This is a genomic window from Corallococcus praedator (genome assembly GCF_003612125.1).
GTDB classification, from domain to species: domain Bacteria; phylum Myxococcota; class Myxococcia; order Myxococcales; family Myxococcaceae; genus Corallococcus; species Corallococcus praedator.
This window is the reverse complement of the sequence record NZ_RAWI01001157.1, coordinates 1-425: the sequence shown is the minus strand read 5'-3', so window position 1 is coordinate 425 and position 425 is coordinate 1. Positions and strand designations below refer to the sequence as shown.

Below are 425 nucleotides of genomic sequence, written 5' to 3'. Positions count from 1 at the left end.
CTATTTGCCAGCAGCCAAAGACGGTGACAAGCGGGTGATTATGCTCGACGGGGAACCGATCGGCGCGGTGAATCGGATTCCCACAGGCAGCGAGTTTCGCGGCAATATGGCAGTGGGCGGACGGGTGGCGGCGGCAGAAGTGACCGATCGCGATCGCGAAATTTGCGCCTATCTCGCTCCGACTTTGCAGCGCGACGGCTTAATGTTTGTGGGAATAGATGTAATTGGCGGATATCTTACCGAGGTGAATGTCACCAGCCCGACCGGGATTCGCGAGATCGATCGATTGGGTGGCGATCGACTGGGCGAGCAGGTGATGCGCTGGGTGGAGCAGCGGCTGACGACTGGATAGGGTGCAGTAACAACCAATACAATTCGCAGCAAAGGCTTTATAGTAGCGTCAACAATAGCGCGTAGTTTTAGGA

The 425-nt window shown here is 56.2% G+C and carries 1 protein-coding gene; it reads left to right on the top strand.

Annotated features, from left to right (window positions below):
• A partial coding sequence (locus tag D7Y13_RS43505; protein WP_500683209.1) for an ATP-grasp domain-containing protein occupies window positions 1-352 on the top strand: 352 nt, incomplete at its 5' end.
• Window positions 353-425: the final 73 nt, after the last annotated feature.